The sequence below is a fragment of the Hymenobacter norwichensis DSM 15439 genome (genome assembly GCF_000420705.1).
Classification (GTDB): Bacteria; Bacteroidota; Bacteroidia; order Cytophagales; family Hymenobacteraceae; genus Hymenobacter; species Hymenobacter norwichensis.
Genome location: NZ_ATVL01000010.1, coordinates 268,331 through 287,738, shown reverse-complemented (window position 1 = coordinate 287,738; position 19,408 = coordinate 268,331). Strand labels below are relative to the sequence as shown.

The following is a 19,408-nucleotide window of genomic DNA, read 5'->3' as shown; positions in this document are numbered from 1 at the left end:
GTTGCCTACCTTGCCCCCATGATTCAAGTTCCCTTTTCCAGCTCAGTACTAGTGCGTGTTGTCTTGTTCTGTGGGGCGCTGCTGGCAGGCGGCTTGCGCCCAGTAGCGGCTCAAACCACTGCCCCCGACACCGCTCGGATTCGCTACAGTGAGGAAACCGTACTGGAAACCGAGCCCCCGCGCAGGCAGTTGGGCCGGGCGTATAGCAAGCTGGCGCGGTTGCAAGTGGAAGAACAACGCCTCTGGAAATTGGGCTTGAACAACTTGGACGCGCCGCTTTCTAATCTGGAATATGACGAAGCCTACGCCCGCTTCGGCGTGTACCTGATTTATGAACAGAAACTGCGCCCCGACGTATCCATAATGACCGAATTGAGTCCGGATTTCACCCGGTTCCGCCGGTTTGTGGGCGGGCCGGTACGCCGTAGTTTCAGTGTCCGCTCCCAAGTGGCAGGCCGTTTCTACTACAACTTGGATGAGCGGATTCGGAAGGGCAAAAGCGCCAGTAATTTCTCGGCCAACTACCTATCCGTAGCCGTTGGTAGTGGCTTCGGCCGCTACTCTCACGAAACCCCATTTTACTACTACGAAACCACCAAACCCCTCGTGCGGGCCGATATGGCGCTACTCTACGGCTTGCAGCGCCGCCTGGGCCAATATGGCTTCGTCGATTTCAACATCGGTGTGTGCACCAAGCTGGTCCCTGAAGTCGATGACTTTGATTTGGCCGGCAGCTTCCGCATCGGGCTGGCGCTGGGGCGGTAAGTGGTTCGTCTATTGAAAAGGCTCGTCATACAGAGGCGGAGCCAAAGCATCTCGCGTGCTGATGTTGGTTAGTAAACTAACGTCAACAGGCGAAATGCTTCGGCTCCGCCTCTGCATGATGGCTTATGTAAAACTTTTTTTACACACTACTGCTTACCCGACTGCTTATCAATTATCGCTAGTTCCTCGGCACTGAACGTGGTGTTTTCCAAGCTACGGAGCGAGTCGGTAAGCTGCTCGGGCTTGCTGGCCCCGATGAGGACCGACGTAACCCGCTCGTCTTTCAGAATCCAGGCCAGCGCCATTTGAGCCAGGCTTTGGTTGCGCGACTTCGCCAGTTCGTTTAACTGCCGAATTTGCTCTAGGCGCTCCGGCGTGAGTTGGGTTGAAGTTAGGAAGCCTACACCTTTTGCCACTCTAGAATCACTGGGGACGCCGTGCAGGTACTTGTCGGTGAGCAGGCCTTGGGCCAGGGGCGAAAACGGGATGCAGCCTACCCCTTCCTCGCCCAGCAAATCCAGCAGGCCATCTTCCACCCACCGCTCGAAGATAGAGTATTTGGGCTGGTGAATAAGGCAGGGCGTGCCCAACTCGCGCAGAATTCGGATGGCCTCGGCGGCCTCGGCGGGCTGGTAGTTGCTTAAGCCCACGTACAGCGCCTTGCCCTGTCGCACCAGTAAGTCGAGGGTACTCATGGTTTCGTAGAGTGGCGTTTCGGGGTCGGGGCGGTGGTGGTAGAAGATGTCCACGTAGTCGAGGCCCATGCGCTTGAGGCTTTGGTCGAGGCTCGACACCAAGTACTTCCGCGAGCCCCAGTCGCCGTACGGCCCGTCCCACATGGTGTAGCCAGCTTTCGAAGAGATAATCAGCTCGTCGCGGTAACCCTGGAAATCCTCTTTCAGAATCCGCCCGAAGTTGATTTCCGCCGAGCCGGGCGGCGGACCGTAATTGTTGGCCAGATCAAAATGCGTAACGCCGCTATCAAAAGCTCGGTGCAAAATGGCGCGGAAGTTGGCTAGCTGGTCTACGTCCCCGAAATTGTGCCACAGCCCCAACGATACGGCCGGGAGCTTTAGGCCGCTGCGGCCACTGCGGCGGTAGGTCATGTGCTGGTAGCGGGCAGGCGAAGGCAGGTAGTGCATGGTTGGATTGGTGGTTGGTGGTAGTTGATTGTTACCGTCCGATGTAAAGACGTGACACTTGATTTGCTGACTTTCGGTTCGCGTTTCGGCGTTGCTGATATTGTTTTCAACGGCGCGGTTTTGGTTGTTCAACGGCGAGACGTTAGGTATGGCGTCTCGCCGTTGTTCGTTTTGCTGTTGCTGAAATTACCAATCAACAACCAGCCATCATCAATCAGCCACCACCTAAAACAAGCTGCCTTGCACTGGCTGCGGAATGATGCGCGGCGCGGGCACAGTGAGGCCGGTGAGGCCGTTCAGCTTTTCCAGAAAATACTGCGTCCAGAGTGGGGTGTGCATGATGTCCTTCTGGTGCACAAAGAAATACACGGTGTGCAGGCCCTGTTGCAACCACTCGGCAATGCGCGTGGCCCAGTAGTCAGCGCGCTGGTAGTCGGACTGGATGAGGCCGTGACCGTTGAAGCGGATAAACGCCGTGGGCGTGGTCAGGCGCATGGCCAGCACGTCGCGGCGGCCAGCTACATCCGAAATAACCAGCGTTTTGTTGATGGCTTCGAGCATGGCTGCCACCGCCGCAAATGCCACCTTATCGGTGTACCAGCCGGGGTGGCGCAGTTCTACGGCCAGCGGAATATCCGCCGGGAAGTCGAGCAGATACCGTTCCAAGCGGCTCAGGTGCTCGGGGCCGAAGGTGGGCGGCAGCTGCAACAAGCACCAGCCAAGCCGCTCGTTCAGTTCCCGGATAGAACGGCAAAAGCTAACCGTGAGGTCGTCCACATTATATAGGGCCCGGTCGTGGCTGATAACCTGGGGCAGCTTGGGGCAGAACTTGAAACCAACCGGTACAGCATCGCGCCACTTGCGCACGGTGGGTGCGTCGGGGATGCGGTAATGCGTGGTATTTAGCTCCAGGCTGTTGAACTGCCGGGCGTAGTGGTGCAGGTACTCGGCGTCGCGGATGCCGGCCGGGAAATACGAGCCCAGCCACGCCTTGTTGGTCCAGATGGGGCAGCCCACGAACACCTGAGGCGGGGCAGGGGTCGTGGCCGCTCGGGCCAGCACAGCAGCCGTGTCGGGGTGGTCGGGGGGGAGGCGAAAATCAACGTAACGCAGGTCGGAAAGGCGGCCAAAATCCATACAGCAACTTACGGCGAAATTGACGGATGGGCTGAAAACGAAGCACCGACACCAGAGGCATACCTTTACTTCTCTTATGAAAATTCCGCGACTTATGCAACCCGCCATTTGCAATACAGCTGCGCTGCAAGCCAAAATTTTTTAAGCGGCAGATAATCTTATTTAAAATGGCATAAGCCGATTGTCTTTTAATAGTGCTAAACACGGCTCAACTAAACACAACCACCTTTTCACGTATTACCACATAGAATTACTTAAATGCAAGTTTTATACGAAAAAGACAATTTACAGACCAGCATAAGCTGGTGCTGCCCCATCCGTGAGGTTGAAATTTGCTGGGCTCGGTTAGCTTTGACATGTTCATCATTATAGCCCACCAATGAAGTTGCCTCTACAACTGAGTTCTTCGAGCTTCCTTATCCGATTGTGTTTTTCCTGGTTACTCTTGTTTGCTACTGTAGTACAAGCTGCCCCCGACGACGATAAAACAACGGCTATGGCTGCCCGCCGGGCAGCCCTGCTCCGGGGCCGCGCCTCTTGGTACGGCCGGGAGCACCAAGGCAAGCCAACTAGTAGCGGCGAGCGGTTCGACCGCAACAAATTCACCTGCGCCCACAAGACGCTGCCCTTTGGCACCAAGCTGCGCGTAACCAATCCCGAAACCTCCGCATCCGTTGTGGTGCGGGTTTCCGACCGGGGCCCTTTCCGCCATCAGCGTATCCTCGACCTATCGGAAGTAGCCGCTCGCCCGCTAGGCATTGTCACGCAGGGCGCTGTATCGGTGCTGGCTGAAATAGTACCTGAAGACACCCCCCTCGGCATCACCCAAGCACCCGCCGACCTAGCGTTATTGCTCGACAACCCAGCTAGCGTAACAGAAGCCAGCTTGCATACCGACATCGTAGCGGGTGGTACCGAAGCCGACGACATAGCACGCCTGCCCGAACCCACTGCCACCTACGTGGTACAGGCTGGAACCTTTGGCGACGTACGCAACGCCCAAGCCATGATTGACCGGATTCAAGCCCTTGACCCCAAGCTCTTGGCTACCACTGTGGCCACCAGCACCCCCGAAGGCAAAACCCTAAGCCGCGTGGTAGTAGGCCGCTTCGCTACTCCCGCCGAAGCCAAGGCATTGTGTGCCCGCCTCACCAAAGTGGGCGTAACGGGTCTGGTTCGGCAGGGCGAAAATCTGTAAGCAGCTATACTACAATCCGTGCAAGAGCCGTTGACACCACGTGTGTCAGCGGCTTTTTTGCGTTGGTCGGCCTTATCTTTTGCCTAACTACGTCCTATTCCTAACGACAATTATTCTTCAATGAAGAAATTACTACTGCTAGCCCTGGGTGGGCTGGCCTTCACCACTGCCTCGGCGCAAACCGAAAAAGGCACTACCTACTGGGGTGCTAGCCTAGGCAACCTGCGCTACAGCAAAGTCAAACAACAAAACAGCAACTTCGCAGTGTCGCTGTACCCGACGGTGGGCAAGTTCGTGGCCGACAAGTTTCTGCTGGGTGTAACTGCCGACTTGGGGTACAGGAACTCAAAGCGCGAGGGGTTCTACGACAGTTCGATACGCCAAATCACCTACGGAGCGGTACCGTTTGCCCGGTATTACCTTGTGGGCGCGGACAAGCACCGACTTTTCGGGCAGTTGAACGCCGGGCTGGTTTGGCTAAATACTAAGAGTGAAGGGTCCTTCGGGTCGAGTTCAAACACCAATCCCTATGGCATACTAGGTTTGGGCTTAGGCTACAACTACTTTCTGACGCCGGGTGCGGCCCTAGAAGCAACAGCTGGCTACAACCGCAACGGCGTCGATGGCACTTCGAACGGCACCTTCAGTATCCGGGCGGGTTTTGCCATTTTCCTGCCCTCCCGCCAAGCCGCCACTGTGCCTACTGAATAGTCAGCGTATCCTCCTATCTATTTGAACATGAAAAAGCTATTCCTACTGGGAGCCTGCGGCATATTGTGCACATCGGCCATGGCCCAAACCACCAAAGGCTCTAAATTCATCGGGGTCAACATTGGCAGCCTCGACTACACCCAAAGCCAAAACGACAGTGGCATAGGCGTAACACTGTTTCCGTCGGCGGGCGTCTTTTTAACCGATGATTTCTTACTTGGCACTAGCGTGACGCTGGGCTATCAGCGGCTTAGCAGCGACAATGGCTCTTTTCAGGAATATAGCCGTCGTACTGTTTCCTACGGCTTGGCCCCTTTTGCGCGCTATTATTTCGCGGGCACTACGCCACACCGCTTTTTCGGGCAGGCAAGCGTCGGGATTGAACGCAGCAATACCAAGGTTGAAGTTGATTACAATGAGAAGTATTCTAGCACCAATAAAAACTTTGCGGTTGGCCTAGGCTACAACTACTTTTTAACTCCCGGTGCGGCCCTAGAAGTTGTTGCCGGTTACGGCCGCGACAACAACGGCCCGAATCCTACCATCGGCTACCTTGACGTACGGGCGGGCTTCTCGGTGTTCTTGCCGTCAAAGTAAGCAACCTACCCCGGCGCAATACCGTCCTGATTCAGCGTCAACGCGGCGTGCGACCTAGTTATGGTTTGCGCGCCGCGTTTTTTTGTCGAATGTTGTGAGGCGGACACCTTACCTGCCTGACTTATGCTGCATTACGTTCGGGCCGTGCTGGCCACTGTTGTTGCCCTAACCCTTACGTGGGTACTCAATACCAAGCACGGCGACATCCCACCGATTGGCAAGCTGCTGAGCCCGTTCCGCGGGTTCTGGCAGAACGGCGAAACCGCCGACGCCTTCCCGGAGCAGCAAACCTTGCGGCTGCCCGGCCTGCAACAGCCCGTGCAAGTGCGCTTCGACGATAAGCGGGTGCCGCACATCTTCGCCCAGAACGACCACGACCTGTACTACACCCAGGGCTACCTCACGGCCCAAGACCGGCTTTGGCAGATGGATTTCATCACCCACGTAGCAGCCGGGCGGCTCGCGGAAATCGTGGGGCCGGCGCGGCTGGAAACCGACCGGTTTTTTCGGCGCATGGGCTTGCCCTACGGGGCGCAAAAGTCCTTGGATTCGGCCATGACCGACCCGCTGGTCCGCGGGGTACTGACTTCGTATTCGGATGGGGTGAATGCCTACATTAATACGCTCACGCCGAAAACCATGCCCTTCGAGTACAAGCTGCTCGACTACGCGCCCGAGCCTTGGAGCCCACTGAAATGCTCGTTGATCCTGAAGTACATGGCCTTCGATTTAAGTGGCCGCTCCGACGATTTGCGCATGAGCAACGCGCTGGCCAAGTACGGCCCGGCGGTGGTGAAGGACCTGTTTCCCGACTATCCGGTGCAGGAAGAACCCATTGTGCCGGTGGGCACGCCGCTGGATTTCAAGCCGCTGCCGGTACCGGCCACGCCGCCTAGCTTCACGGCGGCCATGTCTGATAAGGTGCCACAGAACGAGCCGGACCCGGAGCTGGGCTCCAACAACTTTGCGGTGAGCGGGGCGAAGTCGGTTTCGGGCTTTCCGCTGCTGGCCAACGACCCGCACTTGCAGCTGAATCTGCCTAGCATCTGGTATCAGGTGCAGCTAGCGGGACCCGGCGTGAACGTGTACGGCGTGAGTATTCCGGGCGTGCCGTTTGCCATTATCGGCTTCAACGAGCAAGTGGCCTGGGGCGTGACCAACGTGGCCGCCGACGTGCTGGACTGGTACCAAATCAAGTTCCGGGACCACACCCGGCGCGAATACTGGCACGACAACCGTTGGAAACCGGTGCGCCGGGTGGTGGAACATATCAAAGTACGCGGCCAGCCCGACCGCCTCGATACGGTGCTCTACACCCACCACGGCCCCATCGTGTACGACAAGCCGGAGAAGCCCTTCTTGGCCCAAACGCCCATTGCTCACGCCATGCGCTGGACCGCCCACGACGCGGCCAACGAGTTCCAGACGTTTTACCGCCTCAACCGCGCCCACAACTACCAGGATTACACCGCCGCGCTAAGCACCTACGGCGCGCCCGCTCAGAACTTCATTTTTGCGAGTGCCGAGAAGGATATTGCCATTTGGCCCAACGGCCGGTTTCCGCTGAAGTGGCGCAATCAGGGCAAGTTTATTCTCGATGGCACCGACCCGGCTTACGACTGGCAGGGCTGGATTCCGGCCGCGCAGAATCCGCACGTGAAGAACCCGCCGCGCAACTTTGTGGCGTCGGCCAACCAATTTTCCACCGGCCCCGACTACCCCTACTACCTGAACTGGGACTACGGCGACGGCAGCTACGACCGGTCGCACCGCATCAACGAGCGGCTAACGGCCATGAGCCAAGTGACGCCAAACAGCCTCCGCATGCTGCAAAACGACAACCTCAACGTCACGGCTCAACAACTGATGCCTCGGTTACTGGAACTGACAGCCGGCCCCGCCAACGGTGATACGCTGATAGCTAGCAATTCGCCTGAGGCCCGCGTGCTCACCGAAATGCGCCGCTGGAACTACCAGTACTCTGCCGACGCATTGGCGCCGAGTGTGTATGATTTATGGTACGCCAACCTCGTCAAGCGCATTTGGGCCGATGATTTCGGGCTGAAAGCCACCGGCCTGGAAATGCGCGTTCCGGCCCGTGACCGGAATAAGCAGCTCATTCTGCACCAGGAAAACAGCCGTTGGATAGACGACCGGCGCACGCCGCAGCGCGAAACCCTGCCACAGCTGGTACGCCAGAGCCTACGCTTCGCTACCGACTCTCTTACTCGCAAATACGGCCCCATCAGCCCCAAATGGGCCTGGAAAAACCAGAAAAGCACTGACATCCTGCACATGCTTCAGATACCGGGCTTCGGCCACATGGACTTGGACTGTGGCGGCGGCGCGGGCATTGTGAATGCTACCACCAACCGCACCGGGCCGTCGTGGCGCATGGTGGTGGCGCTGGGGCCGCAGGTGAAGGCCTACGGCGTGTTTCCCGGTGGGCAAAGCGGCAACCCCGGCTCGGCCGCCTATGATGATATGCTGGAAACTTGGCGCGTAGGTAAGCTCAACGAGCTGGTATTTCTGCGCAGCGCCGGCGAGTCCAATTCGCGCGTTCGGGCTGCCTGGACCTTGTCACGCTAGCCAGTATGGTTGCGTACCTTCACTGGCAACATTCCATTTCTATTCTATCTATGTTCACCTTATCTAGCTCAGTGCGCCGTCGGTTGTTGGCGGGGCTGCTTGTGGCACTGCCGTTGCTACCCGCTGCGGCGCAAACCAAATCGGCTGCAAAAAAAGCTCCCCCTAGAACCACTAAACCCACCACTTTTACTGCCCCTTCCGAAACGGTGTACGAAGCCTATCAGCTGCAAATCAAGCCCGAATACGCGGCGGGGCAGTTTGCTTTGCAGCAGTATTTGAAAGGTGCCCGGCTACCCGCCGAAGTGAAGGAAGGCCGCGTGCAAGGTGCGGTGTTCGTGAACTTTGTGGTACGCCCCACCGGCCGCCTGACCGACGTATTTGTCGCGCGGGGCCTAAGTGCGGCCACCAATGCCGAGGCGCTTCGGCTCATACAGGCTATGCCCAGCTGGCGTCCCGGTCGCCGCAACGACGAAGCCGTGGCTACCCGCTATGCGCTGGAAGTCCGGTTTCAGAAGCCCATGGAGGCTGTTACGCAGCAGTCAGCCCCTGATCTTTCCAGTCTGGCGCCAGACCACCGGGTGACAGAAGAGGTGGTGGAAAACAAAGTCTACACCTACGTAGAGCAAATGCCCGAATTTCCGGGCGGCCGCGAGGCGATGATGAAGCACATTCAAAGCAACACCAGGTATCCGGCGTTGGCGTTGCGCAATCAGGTAGAGGGCCGGGTGTTCGTAGCTTTCGTGGTGAAGCCCGATGGCAGTGTAAGTGATGTTAAGGTACTGAAAGGCATCGGCTCGGGCTGCGACGAAGAAGCGGTGCGCGTTATCAACAGCATGCCCACCTGGACACCGGGCAAGCAGAACGGCCGCACAGTGACCGTCAGCTATACCGTGCCGGTTACCTTCACCGTGAACTCATCACCAGCAAGCGGCGCTACAACCACGCCCTCTACTCCGGTGGTGCCCGAAGAAAAGGTGTACACCTACGTGGAACAGATGCCTACTATCCCCGGTGCTCCCACTATGGTGAGCATCAGCACGGCGCTACAGGCGGCGTTGGTGTTGCCAGCCGAGGTGCGGGAAGGAAAAAGTGAAGGGCAAGTCTACGTGAACTTTGTGGTGCGCCCCGACGGCTCAACCTCCGATGCCAAAGTGGTGCGCAGCCTCTGCCCCACCTGCGACCAGGCCGCGTTGGCTGCCGTGAAGGCGTTGCCCCACCTGACACCGGGCAAGCAGAACGGCAAAACAGTATCCGTGCAAATGACTATACCGGTGGTGATGTACGGTCCCAACCACGTCTTCGAATACCACCAGGTCACCACGCAGGCCACCTTTCCCGGCAACGAAACGGCTCTACGTAACTACCTCACCGAGAAGATGCGCGAGCCGAAAGTGTTGAAACAGGAAAACCTGGCGGGCACGGTGGAAGTGCGCTTCGTGGTGCAGGCCGATGGCAAGATAGGCGCCGCCGAAGTGGTGCGCCCCCTTTGCCGCAGCTGCGACGAAGAAGCCCTGCGCTTAGTCCGCGACATGCCCCGCTGGACGCCCGCCCGTAACGCCGCCGACCAGCCGGTTTCAGTGCGCCAGACTCTACACATTCGGATGCCGGCCCCGGCCGCCAAGCTGCCGCCCGGTAGCACCGGCTGAGTGAAACACAGCAACTTTTATCAGCAAGTGTAGCCGACTAGTTACCTCGGCCACGAGTTACCCTTCACTCCATCACCGTCTTGTTTGCTATGAAGTCCTTACCCCTGCTATTCCTACTGATTTTGGTGCTGGCGTTTGTGGCGCAGCTACTCTTGCCGTGGTGGGTGATTACACCGTTGTGTTTCGGGCTGGCGGCGGCACTAGGCAGCACGGGCGGCAAAGCCTTTTGGGCGGGCTTTCTGGGCGTAGGGCTGGGCTGGTTACTACTAGCCGGCTGGCTGAATATCCAGAACGACGGATTGCTGGCGCACCGGGTGGCGCAGCTACTGCCGCTGGGTGGTCAGGCTTGGCTACTGGTGCTGGTCACGGCAGTGGTGGGTGGTTTGGTAGGTGGCTTGGCAGCGCTGGCCGGCGCGTGGGCACGGCAGGCCGTGGCACCAGTTCAGCTTATCCAAAGCTGACACCATGATACTCCCGCAAACGGCAAGGCCGATTCTTCCAGGTGGAGAATCGGCCTTGCCGTTTGCGGGAGTATCAATTAATTACCAGTTAGTAATACTGTGTAATGAAGCCCAGGGCTTCCAGCGTGTATTGCGCTACCGAGGTGAAGTGGTTGCCACCTTGGATGGGGTGCAACGATACCTGCGTGGCCCCGCGGGCGCGCATAGCGCGGTAGGTGTTTTCGGAGTTGAAGTAGGGCACGTAATCGTCGGCGGTACCGTGGAAGAGAGCCAGCGGAGCTTTGGGCTTCCAGTCGTGGAGGTCGTTGGCGCGGAAGGCGGCGGCCATTGGGGCGTCGGCTTTGTTAAGGATGCCGGTACGGAAGCCCGTCGTGAACAGCTCGTTGGCGCGGTCGGGCACGGCGCTAAAAGGGTTGGCTTGTAGCTGGGCGGCGTAGGGTGGGTTGTAGTAATAAGTCAAGGGCCGGTTGATACCGTACACGCGGTTGTAGGTATCCAGCACCCACACGTAGGTACTCAGGAAATTCAGTGGCTGCGTGGAAGCCAGAATGTAGTCGGCAAAGGCGGATTTGTGGTAGGCCCCAGCCCCCGGCGCGCTGGCTGTCACAGTGAATTCGGTGGCGTGCTTTTCCTCCATCAGCTTATGCAAAGCCATAGTGGCGTAGCCGCCTTCGGAGTAGCCCAGCAGGAAGTTCTTTTTGTTGAGCGTCACCTTCTCTTTCTCGCAAAACTCCTTGGCTGCCCGCAGCATATCCAATGAGGCCGATGCCAACGACTCGCCGTGCTCATACGGGTGCGGCAGCGCCTTGCTGGCCCCATAGCCCAGGTAGTCGGGTGCCGACACGATGTAGCCCGTAGACGCCAGCACCGACACGGCCGAATACACCTCACTGCTAGTGCTGTAGTAAGATGGTGCGCGGTCTTCATCATCGGGCCGGATGGTGCCGTGCTGGTAGCTGAGCAGCGGCAACGCCGCAGTGGTTACCGGCACCAGCAACGCACCCGAAGCCGTTACCGACTGGCCATCGGTGTTGCGGGTGGTGTACGTCAGCTTGTACACCCGAATGGGGTAGCGCACCAGCGCCCCGGCTATCGGAATAGTGGATACCCGGCCAGCCAGCGCCGTAGTACTGTACTCCCCGATAAGGGTGCTACTGACGAGGTGGGTTTCGGGGGCAACTGGGGTTTCGGTTAGCGGCGCGTCGTCTTTGGTACAGCTGCTACCGGCGGCCACGCCCAGGCCCGCCCACAGCAGAACGGTGAGCCGCAACCGGCGGAAATAGAAATCAGACTTAAAAAACACAGGCAAGAGATAGGTGATTGTCAACCTGATAACACCACTTGCGCGAAAAGATTTCCTGTTAAACAGCCTTGAACTGCACTATTCCAACAACCACCCTATGCAGCTCAAAGAATCTACATCAATTGCATTACCTAAAATATTAGTTGTATAACTAATTATTTAGTTATACATTCGATTCAACCACTGATACTCTATGCAAACCTTCCCCGAACTCACCCGCGCCGAAGAACAGGTGATGCAGGTGCTCTGGCAGCGCGGCCCCTCCTTCGTGAAGGACGTGCTGGCCGACATGCCCGCCCCACCGCCCGCTTACAACACCGTGTCCACCATCATCCGCATTCTAGAGCAAAAGGGGTTTGTGGGCCATGAGGCCTTCGGGCGCACCCACCGCTACCACGCCTTGGTAGCCCAAGACGACTACCGGCGTTTCTCGTTGCGCAAGCTGCTCGGCGGACACTTTGGGGGCTCGTTCAGCCGGCTGCTTTCCTTTTTTGCAAAGGAAGAGGACCTCGACGCCAAGCAATTGGAAGAGCTACTACGCCACGCCCAGCAAGACCTTAGCCCCGACGATGATGCTCCTGCCAACAACAGCCGCCCTGCTTAACTGGATGTGGCAAAGCACCCTGTGCCTAGGGGCCTGCTGGCTGCTTTATTGGCTGGCCCTGCGCCGGGAAACCCACTTTCAGTACAACCGGCAGTTTCTGCGCTACACCCCGTGGCTGGCGCTGCTCCTGCCTCCCCTCCTGACTGTGCTTGTGCCCAAGTTGGGTAGCTGGCTACCAACTCAGGCGGCTTCCTCTGCGTTGCTTGCTCCAGCCTTTGTGTTGCCTACCGCAGTGGTAGGTACTACCGGCACTTCGCCTGCTACCTTCTGGGCGTGGTTACCGATAGTGTACGGGACTGGTGTCGGGCTAGGTGTGGCCCGCTTAGGCTGGCAGGTATTCCGCCTGTGGCAAACCACGCGCCGGCTGCCGCGCGAGCCACGCGCTGGCTATACCTTGGTGTCAACCAGCGGGCAGCTTCCTATCAGCTCATTCGGCCGCCTTGTGTTCTGGGATGAAACCGCCGACCTGACGCCCGCCGAAGCGCAGCAAGTGCTCTACCACGAACTAGTGCACGTGCAGCAGGGCCACACGTGGGAGCAACTCAACCTACGAGTACTGCAAGCTGTGCTGTGGTTCAACCCCTTTGTGCATTGCTATCCACGAGCCTTGGCACTCACCCATGAGTACCTCGCCGATGCCGCCGTGCTTGAAGGTGCTCCCCCTTCCACTACTTCAGCTACTTACGTGGCACTGCTGGCCCGTCTGGCGCTTCGGCGGCTATATCCGCCCCTACCTCTACCTCATTCCTTCACCCATTCGCCCATTCTAACCCGTATTGCCATGCTTCAATCATCCCCCCCTGTGCGCCGCTGGAAACAGTGGCTTATTTTGCCCGTTAGCGCGGTGCTGCTCGTTACTATCTCCTGCGAGAAGGCCGCTGAACCAACTGCGCCCACTGCCGACACCTCGTCAGACAGCCACCTACTACCCCCGCCACCGCCACCGCCTGCCCTACCGCCGCCACCACCACCGCCTGCCATTTACAACTTTGTAGAGCATATGCCGGAGTATGCAGGTGGCATGACCAAACTACTGACCGACATAACGCAGCAGCTACGCTACCCAGCGGCGGCACTGAAGGCCGAACTGGAGGGCAAAGTATTCGTTGACTTTATTATAGCCTCGGATGGAAGCATGCAGGCAGTTAGCCTCAAAAAGGGAATAAGCGCCCCACCTGACTTGGCACCAGCAGCCCAAGCCATGAACGAAGCCGCTTTAGCCGCCGTGCGTACTTTGCCGGGCAAGTGGACGCCCGGCCGCCAGGATGGTAAACAGGTAGCCGTGGCATATACCGTACCTATTGCCTTCGCCTTAGACCAAGCTCAGGTGAAGCTGCCAAACCAGAAAACAGTATCGATTTCGTATCCAGCGCAACAGCAATAAGCTGCCTCTTAACATTTTTCGAAACCATAGCCAGTACCTACGTCGTAAGGCTTAGGGCTGGCTTTTTCGTTGATTGAATTGTACCTTACATTCCAAGCCTCGACTTTTCCCCGCGCGCTTCCGACCCTAAAAAGCCCACTGGTTGTTGCTGTAGTTCGTCTTCCAATTCGCTTGCTTTGGTGTTAGTGCTCTCTACTGTTTACCGTCTTGCCAGCCTGCTACTCGTCGTAGCTGGCTGCTCCCTCGTTTCGTTTGGCCTGGTAGGCTGCGAATCCACTCCCACCAAAGTCAGCGCGGCAGCCTTGGACAAACGCAAGCTGGAGGCCGTGCGCCACGACTCGCTTCGGGCCGATTCGGTGGCGCGAGTGGGCGGGCAATTGCCAGGCGCCATTCTGCCCGATGCCCGCATTGTGGCCTTTTATGGCAACCCGCTGCATAAGGCTATGGGCATTCTGGGCCAATACCCGAAAGACGAAATGCTGCGCCGCCTGGACCGGCGGGTGGCCGTGTGGCAGCAAACTGACTCGCTGCCGGTGCGGCCAGCCCTGCACATGACGGCCGTCATTGCCCAGCGCGACTCCGGTGCCGACGGCAAGTACCGCCAGGCCCTGCCCGACAGCACCATCCGGCGGGTAGTAGAATGGGGCCGGGAGCGGAACGCGCTGGTATTTCTGGACGTGCAAGTAGGCCTTAGCGACTTGCAGCACGAACTCCCCAAGCTGAAAAAGTACCTGCAATTACCGTTTGTGCACCTCGGCATCGACCCAGAATTCTCGATGAAATCGGGGCGGCGGCCGGGCACTGAGGTGGGCGAGTTCGACGCCGCCGACATCAACTATGCCCGGCAGTTTCTGGCCCGGGTAGTGAGTGAAAACCAACTGCCGCCTAAAGTGCTGGTGGTGCATCGCTTCCGGCAGGATATGGTAACCAACTACCAGAATATCAAGCTCGACCCGCGCGTGCAGATTGTGATGCACATGGATGGCTGGGGCACGCCCAAGGTGAAGCGCAGCTCTTACCGCAAGTTCATCAAGCAGGAGCCTGTGGAGTACACCGGCTTTAAAATCTTCCTAAAAAACGACCTGCGGGCCAACTCACGCCTTATGACTTCTGAGGAAGTGGCCGCCCTCACACCTTCGCCGCTCTACATTCAGTATCAGTAAGATTTAATCGGGTTGCGCCGGCCACCACCAACCGGCTGTTTATTTCCTTTTTACTGTTGAGCTTAGCAGAAGAAACAGCACGAATTAACTACTGACCAGCAGTGTTTTATTACGTCAGGCAAGGCATTTTCCGCTGTCATATACGCCTGCTATTCATCACGTAGGTAGCCGGCCTTATCTGCTATATCCTATTTACAGGCGCAGGAATAAAAGTGTACCTTTCCGGCACTTTCCTTCCTACTCTCAGCCTCCTGTAGTGCGGTATATCTCTTCTCTTAGCCTTGCATTGTCCGGCCTGGGCATTGCCTTATCCCTGACCACCTTATCGGGCTGCGGCTCCCGCTCCGGCACCGAATCTGCCGATTCCGCCACCATTGCCGACACCACCAAGCCCGCGGTAGTTGATACCCTGGCCCTGAAACGCGCCGCCATGCGCCGCGACTCGCTCAAGGCCGATTCTATCGTGAAGAAGAGCGGGCAGTTGCCCGGCGCTATCTTGCCAGGCCACCGCATCATAGCGTTCTACGGCAATATTCGCTCGAAAGGCATGGGCATTCTGGGCCGCGAACCCAAGGAGCAGATGTTCCGCAAGTTCGCTGGGGTGCTGAAGGAATGGCAGGCCGCCGACCCTAGCATTCCGGTGCAGGCTGCCTTACACAACGTAACCATCACGGCTCAGGGCACTCCCGGCAAAGATGGCAAGTGGCGCCTAATGAACTCCAAAGCAACTATCGAAGAAGTGCTAAGCTGGGCCAAAGAGCACAACTGCCTCCTGTTTCTGGACGTGCAGCCCGGCCACAGTACTTTGGAAGCCGAACTGCCCAAGCTGGAGCAATACCTCAAAGACCCCATCGTTCACCTAGGCATCGACCCCGAGTTTTCACTCGCTACCATGCCCGGCGTGCGCCCCAACCAGCGCATTGGCACCCTCGACGCCAAAGACGTGAACTTCACGGTGAATTTCCTGGCCCGCATCGTGAGTGAAAATAAGCTACCACCTAAGGTATTGACGGTGCACCGCTTCACTCGGAAAATGATTTCCAACTACAAAAATATCAAGCTCGACCCGCGCGTGCAGATTGTGATGCACATGGATGGCCACGGTGACCCTGTCCTGAAAAAGGACTCGTACGATGCCTACATCAAGGCGGAGCCAGTGCAGTACACGGGTTTTAAACTATTCTACGAGTATGATGCCCGGCCTAAACCCCACCACATCATGACCCCCGCGGAGGTTATTGCGCTGACTCCTTCACCGCTCTACATTCAGTATCAATAAAGAATGAATAAGTAATTGAGCGAATGAGTGAAGTACAGTTCTCAAGTCAGCGGTGTGAGAGCTACAAAGCAAAAGCCCCAACCGAAACTCGGTTGGGGCTTTTTACTTGGCTAAATAACTAGTAAACTCTTACCCTTCTATCCTCAAACCCTACACCTTAGTGTGCGGCGTTTAGGTCGATGACTTCGCCGCGGCGGGCGCGCTTGATGAGCAGCACCAGCGGCAGGCAGACAACGAAGAACAAGCCAATCATGGTAAACACCTGCGAGTAGGTGATGATGGATACCTGCTTCATCAGGATGCCTTCGAGGGCTGCGTAGGCTTGCTGACGGGCCTGCTCCAGGGTGAAGCCGCGCGACATGAAGTTTTGAGTGAAGGCCTGAATACGCTCCACCGTGTTGGTGTCGTAGAGCGAAATGTTGGCTAGGGGCCCGATGCGGTTCTGGGCAATACTGCGCTCCAGGTACGTGCCTACAATAGCTACTCCAAAAGAGCCGCCCAACTGACGGATCATGCCGGTGAGGCCGGCTGCCTGCCCGGCGTCTTTACCGCTCAGGCCGGCCAAGCTCATGGTAGTAATGGGCAGGAAAATCAAACCCATACCCAAGCCGCGCACCATCAGCGGCCAGAAGAAGTCGGATTCGCCGGCGGTGGGCGAAATGATTTGCGCCATCCAGAACGTGAAGACGAAGAAGATTAGGAAGCCCACTGGAATCATGAATTTCTGGGGCACCCCGGCTTGCAGCATCTTCCCGATGACGGGCATCATAAAGCCAGAAGCCAACGCACCCGGCAACAAGATCAGACCGGTTTGGGCGGCCGTAAAGCCTAGGATACGCTGGGTGAAAATTGGGAAGATGAACACCGACGCAAACATACCAAAGCCCAGCACGAACGACAACACCGCGCCAACCGCTAGATTGCGGCTACGGCCCAAGATGCGCAAGTCCACAATAGGCTGCCGAGCGGTAAGCTCGCGCCATACGAAACCGATAAGGCCAATGGCGGCCAACAAGGCAAACGTGTTGATATAAAGACTTTCAAACCAGTCCTCAGTTTCGCCCTGCTCCAGCACCAGCTGCAACGACCCGACGCCCAGAATCAGCAGGAAAATACCAGCCCAGTCAATTTCGCGCAAGGGCCGCGGAATGGCGTTCTTGATCCGCTCGGGGTCCCGGATGAAGAGCAGCGTGAAAATGGATGCCAGAATACCAACCGGCACGTTCACGTAGAAAATCCAGGGCCAGTCGTAGTTATCCACAATATATCCACCGAGCGTTGGGCCGATGGTCGGGCCGATGATGACGCCCATACCGAACAAAGCCTGCCCCAAGGGCAACTGCTTGGGCGGGAACGTATCCACGAGGATGGCCTGCGAGGTAGCCATGAGCGCTCCGCCGCCAATGCCTTGGATGAAACGGAAGGCCACCAGTTCCCAGATGTTGGTACTCTGGCCGCAGGCAATGGAGGCCAGCGTAAAGATGACCACCGACACGAGGTAGTAGTTTTTGCGGCCGAACTGCTCGGCCAGGAAGCCCGTCATCGGAATGACGATTACGTTGGCAATGCCATACGAGGCAATTACCCAGGTCACCTCCTGTTGCGTGGCCGACAGGTTGCCCATCATCTGGGTCAGGGCCACGTTTACAATACTGGTATCAATAAGCTCCAGCAAGCAGCACATCACCACCGTAACGACGATGATCCACTTGGTAAATCCGGTTTCCATGAACGGTGATATGGTGAGATAGTGAACTAGTGAGTTTGATGTTCTTATTTGTGATACATCAGCTCATTTATTCACTTTATGGAAGAGGAAGCTATACCCAACGTGTCATTCAATGAGACCTATCGAAGACCTATCGAAAGAGAACTAAAGAAGCCTCGTTGCGAGTGATCAGACTGTTTCAGCATCTTCCTCGCACAGGCGAGGCTGCTACATTGGGCAAGCAATTATTACGTTCAGCTACTTCGGTGGCTGCTAATTTTCGAGCTGCCTGCCGGGGCCGCTCAGCTGCCGAGTGGTACGCTAAGCTATGTATCTGCGTGGAAGAAGCAGATGAGACCCTTTTTTGGCTCGAACTAATTGGTGACGCTGGCATTCTACCTAAAGACCGATTATTCGGCCTGGAGCAAGAATACATCGAGATTCTATCTGTGCTAGCTACCACTCGCAAGAAAGCCAAGCCGCGGTAAAGTGGTGAACTAGTGAGTTTGACATTCTATTTGCGCAGACTCACGCCACCGGAACATCAAAATCACCATTTCACTAGTTAACTATTTCACCTTTACCGTAGCTACCACGCTCATACCAGCGCGGAGGGGGTGCTCGGGGTCTACTTTGTCGAGCACGATTTTGACGGGGACGCGCTGGGTTACTTTCACGAAGTTACCGCTGGCGTTATCGGGGGGCAGCAGGGCGAAACGGGCGCCGGTAGCAGCCGACAACGACTGAATCTTGCCTTCGAACTCGCGGCCGGGGTAGGCATCCACCTCTATCTTAACGGGCTGGCCTTCGCGCATCTCACCGAGCTGGGTTTCCTTGAAGTTGGCAATTACCCAGGTTTGGCTGCTGGCTACCAAGCCCATCAGCTGCTGGCCAGGGCCTACTACCTGGCCGGGCTGCACGTTCTTTTTGCTTACTACGCCGTTGCCGGGCGCTACAATCGTGGTGTAGCTGAGTTGCAACTTGGCATTGTCGAGTTCCGACTGGCGCTGTTTTACTACGGCTTGCGCTACCGCTACTTGCTGCTGCGCGGCGGTTACTTGCTGCCGGGCTACGGCTACCTGCTGCTGCGCAGTGGTAGCCTGCGCCGAAGTGGATTGCAGGTTAGCCTGCACCGCGTCTAGGTCGCTTTGTGGGATGATGTCTTCTTTGCGCAGAAACTCACTACGTTTCAAATCTTTCTGGAGGCGGGAACGGGTGGCGGCACTCACGCCGATAGTAGCTTGGGCCGTGCGCACGTTGGCCTGGGCGGTACCTACGGCCGCTTGGGCGGCTATTACGTTGGCTTTAGCAGCGGCCAAACCAGCTTCAGCGGCATTCACGCGCTGCTGGTAGTCAGCGGCATCCAAGGTCACAAGCACGTCACCTTTCTTCACCTGCTGGTTGTCCTGTACTTTCACTTCCAGTACTGGACCACCTACGCGCGGGATGATGGGATACACGTCGCCTTCCACTTGGGCATCATCGGTTTCTTCGTGCGCCTGGCTGAACTGATAGCGCTGCCAGCCGAAGTAGCCGCCCACCAGTAGTACCAGCGCCAGGATAATGAAAACAAACGGGCGCTTCGAGCGGCCCGCTGGCTGCTCTTCCACTGGCTCCGCGTAAGAGTTGGGAGCTACAGCTGGATTTTGTTGAACGGAGGTTGCCATATGGTAAGAATTGCTGGTTTCTGGTTGTTGGTTACTTGTTCTTCTACGAAGACA

16 protein-coding genes and 1 pseudogene are annotated in these 19,408 nt (G+C 57.4%); 12 read left to right on the top strand and 5 right to left on the bottom strand.

The window, feature by feature from the left end:
• Positions 1–18 precede the first annotated feature (18 nt).
• Entirely contained in the window at positions 19–765 is a 747-nt protein-coding gene (locus G536_RS0119305; protein WP_022825248.1) for a hypothetical protein, read from the top strand.
• A gap of 146 nt (positions 766–911) precedes the next feature.
• Here the strand turns inward: G536_RS0119305 and mgrA are convergent, their stop codons facing one another.
• Both mgrA and G536_RS0119295 read right to left on the bottom strand, forming a co-directional pair.
• A complete protein-coding gene (gene mgrA / locus G536_RS0119300) occupies positions 912–1,907 on the bottom strand; it encodes an L-glyceraldehyde 3-phosphate reductase (RefSeq protein ID WP_026880387.1) in 996 nt (331 codons plus the stop codon).
• A gap of 225 nt (positions 1,908–2,132) precedes the next feature.
• On the bottom strand, positions 2,133–3,044 hold the full coding sequence (locus tag G536_RS0119295; RefSeq protein WP_022825246.1) for a DUF72 domain-containing protein: 912 nt from the start codon (positions 3,042–3,044) through the stop codon (positions 2,133–2,135).
• Positions 3,045–3,489: 445 nt separating this feature from the next.
• Between G536_RS0119295 and G536_RS30980 the strand changes: the two genes are divergently transcribed.
• The 6 genes from G536_RS30980 to G536_RS0119265 all read left to right on the top strand — a co-directional run bounded on the left by G536_RS30980 (position 3,490) and on the right by G536_RS0119265 (position 10,246).
• The gene (locus G536_RS30980; protein ID WP_051167043.1) at positions 3,490–4,242 is read left to right on the top strand and encodes a septal ring lytic transglycosylase RlpA family protein; all 753 of its coding nucleotides are present in this window, start codon (positions 3,490–3,492) and stop codon (positions 4,240–4,242) included.
• 120 nt (positions 4,243–4,362) lie between these two features.
• Positions 4,363–4,953 carry an outer membrane beta-barrel protein gene (locus G536_RS30975; RefSeq protein WP_022825244.1) on the top strand — a complete coding sequence of 197 codons (591 nt, stop codon included), beginning with the start codon at positions 4,363–4,365 and terminating at the stop codon, positions 4,951–4,953.
• Between the two features lie 27 nt (positions 4,954–4,980).
• Positions 4,981–5,550 (top strand): outer membrane beta-barrel protein, encoded by a 570-nt coding sequence (locus G536_RS0119280; RefSeq protein ID WP_022825243.1) that lies wholly within the window; start codon positions 4,981–4,983, stop codon positions 5,548–5,550.
• 123 nt (positions 5,551–5,673) lie between these two features.
• The gene (locus G536_RS0119275) at positions 5,674–8,139 is read left to right on the top strand and encodes a penicillin acylase family protein (protein ID WP_022825242.1); all 2,466 of its coding nucleotides are present in this window, start codon (positions 5,674–5,676) and stop codon (positions 8,137–8,139) included.
• A 50-nt stretch (positions 8,140–8,189) separates the two neighbouring features.
• Positions 8,190–9,785, top strand: coding sequence for a TonB family protein (locus G536_RS30970; protein ID WP_169515130.1), 1,596 nt, complete (start codon positions 8,190–8,192; stop codon positions 9,783–9,785).
• A gap of 89 nt (positions 9,786–9,874) precedes the next feature.
• A complete protein-coding gene (locus tag G536_RS0119265; RefSeq protein ID WP_022825240.1) occupies positions 9,875–10,246 on the top strand; it encodes a hypothetical protein in 372 nt (123 codons plus the stop codon).
• Positions 10,247–10,334: 88 nt separating this feature from the next.
• On the opposite strand, the gene G536_RS0119260 is transcribed toward G536_RS0119265, so the two are convergent.
• Positions 10,335–11,549, bottom strand: coding sequence for an alpha/beta hydrolase family protein (locus G536_RS0119260; RefSeq protein ID WP_022825239.1), 1,215 nt, complete (start codon positions 11,547–11,549; stop codon positions 10,335–10,337).
• A gap of 193 nt (positions 11,550–11,742) precedes the next feature.
• On the opposite strand from G536_RS0119260, the gene G536_RS0119255 reads away from it, so the two are divergent.
• The 4 genes from G536_RS0119255 to G536_RS0119240 all read left to right on the top strand — a co-directional run bounded on the left by G536_RS0119255 (position 11,743) and on the right by G536_RS0119240 (position 15,979).
• Entirely contained in the window at positions 11,743–12,153 is a 411-nt protein-coding gene (locus tag G536_RS0119255; RefSeq protein ID WP_022825238.1) for a BlaI/MecI/CopY family transcriptional regulator, read from the top strand.
• A complete protein-coding gene (locus tag G536_RS30965) occupies positions 12,119–13,537 on the top strand; it encodes a M56 family metallopeptidase (RefSeq protein WP_084708708.1) in 1,419 nt (472 codons plus the stop codon). The genes G536_RS0119255 and G536_RS30965 overlap by 35 nt, the downstream gene beginning before the upstream one ends.
• 185 nt (positions 13,538–13,722) lie before the next feature.
• Positions 13,723–14,700, top strand: a complete 978-nt coding sequence (locus G536_RS28915) for a hypothetical protein (RefSeq protein WP_157530776.1) — start codon at positions 13,723–13,725, stop codon at positions 14,698–14,700.
• Between the two features lie 286 nt (positions 14,701–14,986).
• A complete protein-coding gene (locus tag G536_RS0119240) occupies positions 14,987–15,979 on the top strand; it encodes a hypothetical protein (protein ID WP_022825235.1) in 993 nt (330 codons plus the stop codon).
• Positions 15,980–16,136: 157 nt separating this feature from the next.
• Here G536_RS0119240 and G536_RS0119235 read toward each other — a convergent pair whose 3' ends face one another.
• Complete coding sequence (locus tag G536_RS0119235) at positions 16,137–17,708, bottom strand: DHA2 family efflux MFS transporter permease subunit (protein ID WP_022825234.1); 1,572 nt, start codon at positions 17,706–17,708, stop codon at positions 16,137–16,139.
• Between the two features lie 149 nt (positions 17,709–17,857).
• On the opposite strand from G536_RS0119235, the pseudogene G536_RS0119230 reads away from it, so the two are divergent.
• Positions 17,858–18,175, top strand: a pseudogene (locus tag G536_RS0119230) (four helix bundle protein); the annotation flags it as partial.
• Positions 18,176–18,256: 81 nt separating this feature from the next.
• Here G536_RS0119230 and G536_RS0119225 read toward each other — a convergent pair.
• Positions 18,257–19,354: an HlyD family secretion protein gene (locus tag G536_RS0119225; RefSeq protein ID WP_022825233.1), complete on the bottom strand. Its 1,098-nt coding sequence runs from the start codon at positions 19,352–19,354 to the stop codon at positions 18,257–18,259.
• Between the last annotated feature and the right edge of the window lie 54 nt (positions 19,355–19,408).

Bases quoted from the DNA above. Each gene is read 5' to 3' on its own strand.
- G536_RS0119305 (WP_022825248.1), top strand. From the start codon at position 19: ATGATTCAAGTTCCCTTTTCCAGCTCAGTACTAGTGCGTGTTGTCTTG.
- mgrA (WP_026880387.1), bottom strand. From the start codon at position 1,907: ATGCACTACCTGCCTTCGCCTGCCCGCTACCAGCACATGACCTACCGC.
- G536_RS0119295 (WP_022825246.1), bottom strand. From the start codon at position 3,044: ATGGATTTTGGCCGCCTTTCCGACCTGCGTTACGTTGATTTTCGCCTC.
- G536_RS30975 (WP_022825244.1), top strand. From the start codon at position 4,363: ATGAAGAAATTACTACTGCTAGCCCTGGGTGGGCTGGCCTTCACCACT.
- G536_RS0119280 (WP_022825243.1), top strand. From the start codon at position 4,981: ATGAAAAAGCTATTCCTACTGGGAGCCTGCGGCATATTGTGCACATCG.
- G536_RS0119275 (WP_022825242.1), top strand. From the start codon at position 5,674: ATGCTGCATTACGTTCGGGCCGTGCTGGCCACTGTTGTTGCCCTAACC.
- G536_RS30970 (WP_169515130.1), top strand. From the start codon at position 8,190: ATGTTCACCTTATCTAGCTCAGTGCGCCGTCGGTTGTTGGCGGGGCTG.
- G536_RS0119265 (WP_022825240.1), top strand. From the start codon at position 9,875: ATGAAGTCCTTACCCCTGCTATTCCTACTGATTTTGGTGCTGGCGTTT.
- G536_RS0119255 (WP_022825238.1), top strand. From the start codon at position 11,743: ATGCAAACCTTCCCCGAACTCACCCGCGCCGAAGAACAGGTGATGCAG.
- G536_RS30965 (WP_084708708.1), top strand. From the start codon at position 12,119: ATGATGCTCCTGCCAACAACAGCCGCCCTGCTTAACTGGATGTGGCAA.
- G536_RS0119235 (WP_022825234.1), bottom strand. From the start codon at position 17,708: ATGGAAACCGGATTTACCAAGTGGATCATCGTCGTTACGGTGGTGATG.
- G536_RS0119225 (WP_022825233.1), bottom strand. From the start codon at position 19,354: ATGGCAACCTCCGTTCAACAAAATCCAGCTGTAGCTCCCAACTCTTAC.